The organism is Sphingosinicella soli (assembly GCF_014199685.1).
GTDB lineage: Bacteria > Pseudomonadota > Alphaproteobacteria > Sphingomonadales > Sphingomonadaceae > Sphingosinicella > Sphingosinicella soli.
Genome location: NZ_JACHNZ010000065.1, coordinates 1 through 10,292 on the forward strand (window position 1 = coordinate 1; position 10,292 = coordinate 10,292).

Below are 10,292 nucleotides of genomic sequence, written 5' to 3' on the forward strand. Positions count from 1 at the left end.
CGTTGTGGCGCTCCCATGGAGTATCTGTCCCATAGCGCATCCTTCCATTGCTGGCTGAATAATGCACCATCAAAGCCTGGGATCAAACAGCTAGGTTTCGGCCCGGTCGGTTCGCCCGAATTCGAAGACGCGCTGACCTATGGTTCGGATGATATCGTCACCGGCGAGCTCGGCCTGAAAACGCGCTGGCTGGACGGCGACGTCACGTTCAACGTCGCGGCCTTCTATTCGGATTTCGATACGCCGCAGATCGGGATCAGCAACCCCGGCGCACTGACGGCGAACGGCCCCCAGCTGCGAATCTACGGCCTGGAAATCGAGAGTCTCTACAAGGTGAACCCGAATGTTTCGCTGTTCTTCAGCGGTAACTATACCGAAGCGGAGTACACCAAGGGCATGTCGGTGTTCGCGATCAGCGGCGCGCCGGCGGATTACGAGGATCTTGCCAAGGGGAACCGTCCTCCCAACGTACCGAAAGTCTCCTTCTCGGCGGGTGCGGATCTCAATTATCCGCTCGGCGTCGGCGATATCGAGCTGATGGGCCAGGTCGCGTTCCAGTATATCGGCGAGCGCGAAACCTTCCCGCAGAATTTCCCCTCGGGTCGGCTCGGGAGCCTGGAAATGCTGAACCTGCGATTGGGCCTGGAAACCGAGCGCTGGTCGCTGACGGCATACATGAACAATGTTCTGAACGATCTGGAACTGCAGGCCACCACCATTCCCACGAGTTCGGCCACGCTGGTGAACGGCGTGCTCGATGGTGGACTGTCTTCGGCCTTCATCAACCGCCCGCGCACAACGGGCCTCACGTTCACTGTTCGTTACTGAAAATGGCCAGGCGGCGGCGTTCCTTTGCGGGTGCGTCGCCGCCCTCGCCGGATCGAAGGGCGGCATGTTCAAGCCACTGGTAGGAAAGGCGCTGATCGGCGCGCTCGCGCTGATTTCCGGATCGTGCGGAAGCATCGATCAGATCGGGATGAAGGAACGGCCGCCCGTCCTCAGTCGTGCGGATTTCGACCGTGCGGCACTTTTCTATCCGGATGCTGTCCGCAACCTCGTTCTCAACGCCGCGCCGGTTCCGAACTGGATCGAGGGGACGGACCGGTTCTGGTATCTCCACCAGATGCCGGATGGCTTCCGGTTCGTCACCGTTGATGCGGCGACCGGCGCTGCTGAGCCTGCTTTCAATCACGAAGCCGTCGCGCGTACGCTTTCGCTCGAACTTGGCCGGCAGGTCTCGCCGGGGCATCTGCCTTTCACCTCCATTCGCTATTCACCGGGCCAGAACACGATCGTGTTCAGCGCAGGCGAAAAGACGTTCGAATGCAGCCGTGACGCCGCCTTTTGCAACACCGCGAAGGACGCAGTGGCAGATCCTGCGGCGGCTGTTTCGCCCGACGGCAAGCGATCGGTTTTCATGCGCGACAACAACCTTTGGCTGCGCGAGATCGCGGGCGGCGCCGAACGGCCGCTGACGACCGACGGCACCGCGCTGTTTCCCTATCGCTACACGGCGTTCCGCACCACCTATGTGGAGGAGCGCCGAGGCACGGCGCCGCCGACCTATCCCGGCGCAGCCTGGTCGCCGGACGGGCGCTACGTTCTGGCCGTGCGCTCGGATTATCGCGGCGCAAAAACAGCGCCTTATGTCGTCGAATATCTTCCGCCGGATTCTCCCCGTCCGATCGGACACGAGATTCCGATGCCGACGCCCTCGGATGCGCCAAAAACCCCGTATGTCCTGTCGCTGATCGATCTGAAGGACGGCGGCATCGTACCGGTGAACGGCGGCGCGCTCGGGTTCAACGATTATGCGCCGTACTGGGCGCTCGTGGGGGTGCCCGGCTGGGATATGGATGACGGCGAGCTCTACCTCGTCACCTCCACGCGGGATTCCCGCGCGCTCGGCGTTGTCGCGGTCAATCTCGATACCGGCGCCGGCCGAACGGTACTCGAAGAACGCGGTGAGCATTTTCTCAATCTCAACCCCATCGATTATCACGTTCCCAATGTGCGCCTTCTCGCGGATCGCAATGAATTGCTGTGGTGGTCCCAGCGCAGCGGCTGGGGCCATCTTTATCGCTACGATGCCAAAACGGGCGCGCTCAAGAACGCAGTGACGACGGGTGACTGGGCGGTCTTCGACATCGCCCGCGTCGATGAGGCCGCAGGGTTCGTCTATTTCACGGCGGGCGGCAGGGAGGCGGGCCGCAATCCGTATTACCGGCATTTCTACCGGGCGGACCTCGACGGGCGCAATGTACGCTTGCTGACGCCGGAAAACGCCGATCACATCTATTCGAACTTTCCGGTGCGGGGGCTGAACGGCCACTACGACACGCCGGTGCAGCGGTTTTCGCCGAGCGGCCGGTTTTTCGTCGATACGCACTCGACCGTTTCAGAGCCGCCGCGTACCGTCGTGCGGTCAGCGGACGGCGCCCTGATCGCTGATGTCGTCGAGGCGGATGCCCGGGCGTTGCTCGCGACAGGCTGGACGCCGCCGGAGCGGCTTGTCGCGAAAAGCGCCGACGGCGCGCACGACATTTACGGCGTTCTCCTGAAGCCGACGAACTTCGACAAGAACAGGCGGTATCCGGTGATCGAACAGATCTACGCGGGTCCGCAGGTGGCGTTCGGGCCGCAAGGCTTCACCGATTCCCTCGGCGCCCGCGCCGCCTGGATGCAGTCGCTCGCGGAACTCGGGTTCGTTATCGTCATTCAGGACGGGCGCGGCACGCCGAGGCGGTCGCGGGCCTTTCACATGGCGCCGATGAATGACGAGGATTCCTTCGCGCTCGCGGATCATGTGGCGGGGATCAGGGCGGCGGCCCGAAGCCGCCCCTACATGGATATGGACCGCGTCGGCATCACAGGCATTTCGTTCGGCGGCTACGCCTCGGCGCGGGCCATGCTGCTGTTTCCCGATTTCTACAAGGCGGGCGTGTCGATCGCCGGGCCGCACGATTACCGGACCATGATCTCGTCGATTTCGGTCGAGCGGTTCTTTGGCGTTCCGGGACAGGGCGATGCGTATGCGCGGGTCGATAACCTGCACCTCGCCGATCGCCTTCAGGGCAGGCTGATGCTGATTGCCGGGGAGATCGATCAGAACGTGCCTTTCAATCAAGCCGTGGCATTGTCTGATGCGCTGATCCGGGCAGGCAAGGAATTCGATTTCGTGCTGGTGCCCAATGCGGCCCACGATGTCGGTTATCATCCTTATGCCGTGCGCCGGATGGCGGGATTTTTCGTTCGACATTTGAAGCAGGAAGAGCCGCCTCTGCCGTTCGCGCAGATACCTGAATAAACTCGCCGAGGGAGATGGATCGATGACCTCTGAAATGAATCGTCGCGGACTGATGAAATTTGCCGGAGGAAGCCTCGTCGCCGCAGCGGCGGGCGTTGCAGCCGCAGGAGCCGCCACGGCGCAGGCGGCGCCCGACGACGGTCCGATTGTCGTCGACGGGTGCAGCCCGGCCGCGCCCACAGCCGCGTATCTGGCGCTTCTGCGCAAAGGGGGCGTCGACAGCTGGAACGTCAGCATGCTTCCAACGCTGCTCCAGATGTCGCAGCTGCTGGAATTCGCGGCCCGGAACGCGGCGGACGTCGAGATCGCAAAGACTGCGGGCGATATTCGCCGGATCAAGCGGGAGGGCAAGATTTCCCTCACCATCGGCTGGCAGGAGGCGGATCTCTTCGCGGCGAAAGGCGAAAGCGACTGGTGGTCCAACCCGCCGCAAACGACGATGCGGCTTTTCCATGAAGTGGGGCTGCGAGTCTGCGGCCTCATCTACAATCTCACCAACGCCTTCGCGGGCGGTTGCCTCGATCCGCATGTCGGCCTCACCAAGGCCGGACGGGTGGTTGTCGCGCAGATGCAGCAGCTCGGCATTCTCGTCGATGTCGGCGGGCACATGGGGGAACAGTCCAGCCTCGATGTCATCGCGATGGCGCAGCGGCCCGTCGTGTGCACGCATTCGAACGTGGCGGCGCTCAATTCCAATCCCCGCAACACCTCGGATCGGGTGATCGAAGGCATCGCGAAAACGGGCGGACTCTTCGGCGTCAGCGCGATCGATCCGTTCATGAGCTGGAGCCGCGACGATGCCGGCAAGCGCCTGCAACCAAAGACGCGCGCCGACGTGAAGCGCTATGTGGACGAGCTGGATTATCTGAAACGCCTCGTCGGGGTCGATCACATCGGTGTCGGCGCGGATTTCACGACCGGCGCGAACGCCGTGATCCGCCCGGAGGAGTCGTTCGCGTTTCCGCCGGAGATGACCTATGTGCAGGATCCGATCCAGTATGCGGCGGGCTTCGAGGATATTTCGAAACTGCCTGCGGTGCGCGCCGAAATGGAGCGCCGCGGCTGGCGCAAGGATGAGATCGACAAGGTGATGGGTGAAAACTGGATGCGCGTCTACGCGGCGAGCATCGGGGCCTGAGCCGGGAAGGGGCGGGGTTTCGTCCGTCCATTGTGGCCAGCCTGCGGGCTGCGTGATAGGGTTGGCCGATGTCGGGTCTGCTGCGCATTTTCATGGACTATGAAACGACGCTCCGCCGCGTCGTCGCGCGCTATCGCCGACGCGGCGAGGATGTGGACGATCTGGTTCAGGAAACCTTCCTGCGCGTCTACGCCGCCGATCAGAAACAGGAAATCCGGGATCCCAAGGCGTTCCTCATTCGCGTGGCCAAAAACCTCGCGATCACGGAGGCGCGGCGAAAGGAACACAGCACGACGGAATTCTATGAGGATTCCGGGGGTTCGGACGTCTTCGTGGATGAACGTCACGGCAGCGTGGAGGATCAGGTCGATGGCCGCCGCAAGCTGCTCGTGCTCTCCCAGGCGATCGCCAGCCTGAAACCCGAACTGCGGCAGTCGCTGTTGATGTGCAAGGTCGAGAAGCTGAAGTTCAGGCAGATCGCGACGCGGCTCGATGTTTCCGTCAGCACGGTGGAAAAGCGTGTCGCGGCGGCATTGATCGCCTGCAACGCGTACCTGCGGAATCACGGCTACGACCCTGCGGAGTTCGGCGCCGCAGGCGAAGCGAAAGCGCGGACGGGAACGGTCCTGAAAATGGCCGAAATGGAAGCGCGGAAAGTCAATGACTGAGCCGGGTAACATCTATCTGCTTCCCGATCTGAAGAAGAGCGAAGCGGAGGCCGCAGAGTGGGTGGCGCGTCTGGAAGGCGGCGAGATGACGCCTGCCGATCACACGGCCTTTGCGCGCTGGCGCACCGAAAGCGAGCACAATCGCGACGCGTTCGAGCGTTATGCGGGGCTTTGGGACGGCCTCGATGCTCTCGCCGACCTGAACGACTATGCCGCCGCATCTGCAAGGCCGCCGCTTCGCCGCCGCGTGGCCGCAGTCTTGCCGGCGCTGGCTGCGATGCTGGTCGTTGCGGTCGCGATCGGTACGTTCGTCAACCGTGACATCTTCGGCTGGGGCAGCTCCGCCTTCGTTGCGGATTATCAGACGAAGATCGGCGGCAACGAAATCGTTGTCCTGCCCGACGGGTCGAAGCTCACGATCAACACCGACAGCCAGATCGCAACCGAATTCACCGACACCGAGCGGCGGGTAAAGCTCCTGCGCGGCGAGGCCTTCTTCGAGGTCGCGCGCGACACGTCGAGGCCGTTCACGGTTTACGCGGGAAACGGCATGGTGAGGGCGGTCGGAACGGCGTTCTCCGTGCGTCTCAAGGACAACAAGCTCGATGTCATGGTGTCCGAAGGCCGCGTCGCCCTGGCCGCGTCCAGGCCTGCGCGGATCGACGGAGCGCCGGATCGCGCCGTCATGGAGCTGACGGCGGGCCAGAACGCCGTCTTCTCGGACGAGCATGTCGAGGTTCTGGCACACGTGACCCCGGCCGAGATCGACCGCAAGCTCTCCTGGCGTGAAGGCCTGCTGGCCTTTGCGGGCGAGCCGTTATCCGACGTGGTTGTGGAGGTCGGCCGCTATTCGGATGTTGATATCGAAATCCGCAGTGATGAACTCCGCAACATCCCGATCGCGGGCTACTTCAAGGCGGGCGAGGTGGATGCGTTCGTCGATGCGCTGCACATCATGACCGGTATCGAAGTGACCGAGGTTGCGCCGGGGCACCTGGCCCTGTCTATCCCGCAATGAGACAGACCAGGGAGTGAGATAATGGTGTTGCGGACGCTGTATCCGGCGATCGATCCCTACGAATCGGGCATGCTCGATGTGGGTGACGGGCATCAGGTTTATTACGAGCGATCAGGCAAGCCCGGGGGCAAGCCTGCCGTGTTCCTGCATGGCGGCCCCGGCGGCGGTTTTTCGCCCACGCACCGGCAGCTGTTCGATCCCGATGTCTACGACGTGGTGCTTTTCGATCAGCGCGGATGCGGGCGATCGCTGCCGCATGCGTCGCTGGATGCGAACACCACCTGGCATCTGGTTGCGGATATCGAGCGGTTGCGCGCGCGCGTCGGCGCGGAAAAATGGCTGGTGTTCGGCGGCTCGTGGGGTTCCACGCTTGCGCTCGCTTATGCCGAAACGCACCCCGAGCGCGTCAGCGCGCTGATCCTGCGCGGCATCTTCACGTGCACGCGTCCGGAACTCGCGTGGTACTACCAGTTCGGCGTTTCCGAGATGTTTCCAGACAGTTGGGAGCGGTTCGTCGCGCCGGTGCCGGAGGCGGAGCGCGGCGACATGATCGCCGCCTATCGCCGCCTTCTGACCGGTGACGACGAGGCGGCAAGGCTTGCCGCAGCAAAAGCATGGAGCCTCTGGGAGGGCGAAACGGTGACGCTGCTGCCCGATCCGGCGCTCGCCGAAACATTCGGGGATGGCCATTATGCGCTCGCCTTCGCGCGGATCGAGAACCACTATTTTCATCACGGCGCATGGCTGGAAGAGGGCCAGTTGCTGAACAATGCCGGTCGGCTGCAGGGCATTCCCGGCGCCATCGTGCACGGCCGCTACGATATGCCGTGCTCTGCGCGCTATGCCTGGACGCTTCACAAGGCATGGCCCGAAGCGGCGTTCCATCTCGTCGAGGGGGCCGGACACGCCTATTCGGAGCCGGGAATCCTCCATCACCTGATCGAGTCGACGGACCGTTTCAGAGACGCGTGAGGGGTCAGGCTGCGTGGGCGGCAGGTTTGGGTGCGGCCGCGCTTTCGAGCTCGTCCTCGCGGACCACGCGGTTGCGCCCCGTCTCCTTCGCCCGGTAGAGCGCCATGTCGGCGCGCTCGACGAGCGTGTCGACCGTGTCGTTCCAGCGGAGCTGCGAGATGCCGAGCGACAGGGTGATGCGGCCCACTTCCTTGTTGCTGTTTTTGGCACGAACGCTGCGCGAGGAAATATAGTCGCGGATCTGTTCGCAGATGTCGTGCGCCGCCTGCAGCGTCTTGCCGGGCAGCACGATCACGAACTCCTCGCCGCCGAAGCGCGCGGGGTAGCCCACGCCGTGCGAAAGCTGTTCGAGGCTCTGGCCGACGAGGCGCAGCACCTCGTCGCCCATGCGGTGGCCCCAAGTGTCGTTGAAGTTCTTGAAGTGATCGATGTCGCAGAACGCGAGGCAGAGCGGCTTGCGGTCGGCAAGTGCGCGGCCCGCCTGCGCTTCGAGATAGGATGTGAACGCCTTGCGGTTCGAAAGGCCAGTGAGCGGGTCGGTGCGGCTTTCGGTGCGCGCGGTTTCCAGATCCTGCTTCAGAATGTTGATCTCCTGGCCGGAGATCGCGAGCTGTGCTTCAAGCCGCTCGGTCTTGTCGATCATCGCGCCGGTGGCGGAGACGAGTTCGGCGAGCAGCGCGCGCTGCGTATCGATATCGGCGGCGGCGTTTATACTGTCGGAGCTCTCCCGCAGCGTGCGGCTGTAATCCTTGGCATCGCCTCCGGTTTCCTCGACGAAGTGCGCCATGCGCTTCAGCTGGGTCTGCGTCTGGTCGATGAGCGCGCTGAGGTCCGACGGCATCGAGGCGCCGTAAAGTTCGCGGCGGATATTGTGCATCGCCCGCGTCGAAACCCGGCCGACGGTCTGCATCACGGCATCCACGGCGATGCGCAGCTCGGGGTCGGAGCCGGTGACGTAGCGATACCAGAATTCATAGTTGGCGGGCGTCGGAGCAATGCCCCCGGCCTCCATGTGCTGTCGGATGTCTTCGAAAATCTGACCCGAATCTGTCATCATTGCCCGCCGAATGTCCCCCGGGGCCCGCCTGCGGCATTCCGTGCCCCCTCGAGGCGCACGAAATCACCACTGACCGGCCCGCTTGAAAGAGCTATCGCAGGCGCTGGTTAAAATTTCCGAAAATTTCCGGAAAGTTGCTTGAAATCAGTCTCGCGCGGAGACGGAAAGGAAGTCGGGCACGGGCCCGTTCCAGGTGCCGTCGTCGATATCTTCGTCGCGGGCAGCGCGCGGCGCGGCCTTCGGCGCAGGTGTCGGCCTGGCAGGTGCGGGCACGGGTGCCGGAGCAGCCTTCGATTCACGTGCAGCCTTCGGTTCAGGCTCAGGCTCAGGTTCAGGCACGGGCGCTGCTACGATCTCGGGAGCCGGAGCCGCCGCCTTGCGGTCGCCGCCTTTGGTGCGCCTTCCGCCGCGCGATCGCCCGCGTGCCGGGGCGGCATCCTTGTCGCCGCCATCCTTGCCGGCAGCCTTGCTCTCGCTGCCTGTCTCCAGCGGAGCCGCGCCGCGGCGTTCGATGCGTGCGCCGATCAATTTCTCGATGTCCGCGACAAGGTCCGCATCGGCGGACGTCACGAGCGTTACGGCAATGCCCGTCTTGCCCGCGCGGCCGGTACGGCCGATGCGGTGCACGTAGTCCTCGGCGTTGAAGGGCACGTCGTAATTGAAGATGTGGCTGACACCCTTGATATCCAGGCCCCGCGCGGCGACGTCGGAGGCGACCAGGATCGAGATGCGGTCGGCCTTGAAATCCTCGAGTGTCGAAAGGCGGTCGCGCTGCTCCATGTCGCCGTGGATCTGCCCTGCGCGAAAGCCGTAACGCTTCAGCGAATCGGCAAGATCGTTCACGTCGCGCTTGCGGTTGCAAAAGACGATCGCGCTCGTCACCTCCTCGGCGCGCAGCAGTTCGCGCAGCGTATCGCGCTTGTCGCGCGCGCCGGTCATCAGCAGCGACTGCGCGATGTTGGCGTTGGTGCTCGATTGGCGCGCCACCTCGATCATGCGGGGATCGTTCAGGAAGCGATCGGCGAGTTTCTTGATGGGGGGCGCCATCGTGGCGGAGAACAGAAGGCTCTGCCGATTCGGGCCGAGCAGCGAGCAGATTCGCTCCACATCGGGAATGAAGCCCATGTCCAGCATGCGGTCTGCCTCGTCGATGACGAGAATGTCGACGCCCGACAGCAAAATCTTTCCGCGCTCGAACTGGTCGAGCAGGCGGCCCGGCGTCGCGATCAGGACGTCCACGCCCTTTTCAAGCGCCTTGTCCTGATCGCCGAAGCTGACGCCGCCGATCAGCAGTGCCATCGAAAGATTGTGATTCTTGCCGTATTTCAGGAAGTTCTGCGCCACCTGATCGGCAAGCTCGCGCGTCGGCGCGATGATGAGAGAGCGCGGCATCCGGGCGCGGCCGCGGCCGTGGGCAAGGATGTCGATCATCGGCAGCACGAAAGAGGCCGTTTTGCCCGTGCCGGTTTGCGCGACACCGATGATGTCACGGCCCATCAGGACCAGCGGAATGGCTTGCCGCTGGATGGGGGTCGGCTCGTTATAGCCGCTGTCCGCAACGGCTGCGAGAAGCTCGTCCGAAAGGCCGAGGGCGTGAAAGCTCAAATTCAATGACCTTGTGCAGGCGTTAAGGAAAGGCCCTGCGCGGCGCTTTTGGCGCTTCGCGGCCAAATGTCAAGAAAGCGGCGTGTCGCAGGCGGATGAAATTGTGCCTCAGCGGACGATTTCGACACGGTCGCGGCCGTTTGTTTTGGCAAGATACATGGCTGCATCGGCGGCTTTCAGCGCGTCTGCGGGCGCACAGCCCCGCCGCCTGATCGAGGCTGCGGCCCGGCATCAGCACGGCGAACTCCTCGCCGCCGAGCCGCCCGACGAGGCCCTGCCGCCCGACGATGGCCATGGCGAGTGCGCCCACATGGCGCAGCACGGCGTCGCCGACGTCGTGGCCGAAGCGGTCGTTCACCGATTTGAAGTGATCGACGTCGAGCAGCGCGATCGAAAAGGCCGTTCCGTTCACACGCGCGGACTCTGCCTTTATAAAAACGTATGGCCCGCCCCGTCCGCAAGGGGGTTTGTCAAAGACGGCATGATCGGTCTGCATCAACGTATCCGGTCTCAAGGCTGAAGCCCTG

Annotated in this window: 9 protein-coding genes; 6 read left to right on the plus strand and 3 right to left on the minus strand. The window is 63.7% G+C overall.

Annotated elements, in window-relative coordinates:
- The first annotated feature begins 15 nt into the window (after nucleotides 1–15).
- The 6 genes from GGQ98_RS17560 to pip all read left to right on the plus strand — a co-directional run bounded on the left by GGQ98_RS17560 (nucleotide 16) and on the right by pip (nucleotide 7,103).
- Nucleotides 16–828 (plus strand): TonB-dependent receptor domain-containing protein, encoded by an 813-nt coding sequence (locus GGQ98_RS17560; protein WP_184071881.1) that lies wholly within the window; start codon nucleotides 16–18, stop codon nucleotides 826–828.
- Nucleotides 829–892: 64 nt separating this feature from the next.
- Nucleotides 893–3,307, plus strand: coding sequence for a S9 family peptidase (locus GGQ98_RS17565; RefSeq protein ID WP_184071883.1), 2,415 nt, complete (start codon nucleotides 893–895; stop codon nucleotides 3,305–3,307).
- A 22-nt stretch (nucleotides 3,308–3,329) separates the two neighbouring features.
- Nucleotides 3,330–4,445, plus strand: coding sequence for a membrane dipeptidase (locus GGQ98_RS17570; RefSeq protein WP_184071885.1), 1,116 nt, complete (start codon nucleotides 3,330–3,332; stop codon nucleotides 4,443–4,445).
- A gap of 68 nt (nucleotides 4,446–4,513) precedes the next feature.
- A complete protein-coding gene (locus GGQ98_RS17575; RefSeq protein ID WP_184071887.1) occupies nucleotides 4,514–5,113 on the plus strand; it encodes an RNA polymerase sigma factor in 600 nt (199 codons plus the stop codon).
- Nucleotides 5,106–6,131, plus strand: coding sequence for a FecR family protein (locus GGQ98_RS17580; RefSeq protein ID WP_184071889.1), 1,026 nt, complete (start codon nucleotides 5,106–5,108; stop codon nucleotides 6,129–6,131). The genes GGQ98_RS17575 and GGQ98_RS17580 overlap by 8 nt, the downstream gene beginning before the upstream one ends.
- 21 nt (nucleotides 6,132–6,152) lie before the next feature.
- The gene (pip, locus tag GGQ98_RS17585; protein ID WP_184071892.1) at nucleotides 6,153–7,103 is read left to right on the plus strand and encodes a prolyl aminopeptidase; all 951 of its coding nucleotides are present in this window, start codon (nucleotides 6,153–6,155) and stop codon (nucleotides 7,101–7,103) included.
- 4 nt (nucleotides 7,104–7,107) lie between these two features.
- Here the strand turns inward: pip and GGQ98_RS17590 are convergent, their stop codons facing one another.
- The 3 genes from GGQ98_RS17590 to GGQ98_RS17600 form a co-directional block, all read right to left on the minus strand.
- The gene (locus GGQ98_RS17590; protein ID WP_184071893.1) at nucleotides 7,108–8,157 is read right to left on the minus strand and encodes a GGDEF domain-containing protein; all 1,050 of its coding nucleotides are present in this window, start codon (nucleotides 8,155–8,157) and stop codon (nucleotides 7,108–7,110) included.
- 147 nt (nucleotides 8,158–8,304) lie between these two features.
- A complete protein-coding gene (locus GGQ98_RS17595; protein WP_184071895.1) occupies nucleotides 8,305–9,765 on the minus strand; it encodes a DEAD/DEAH box helicase in 1,461 nt (486 codons plus the stop codon).
- A gap of 22 nt (nucleotides 9,766–9,787) precedes the next feature.
- Nucleotides 9,788–10,261 carry a GGDEF domain-containing protein gene (locus tag GGQ98_RS17600; protein ID WP_243451991.1) on the minus strand — a complete coding sequence of 158 codons (474 nt, stop codon included), beginning with the start codon at nucleotides 10,259–10,261 and terminating at the stop codon, nucleotides 9,788–9,790.
- Nucleotides 10,262–10,292 lie beyond the last annotated feature (31 nt).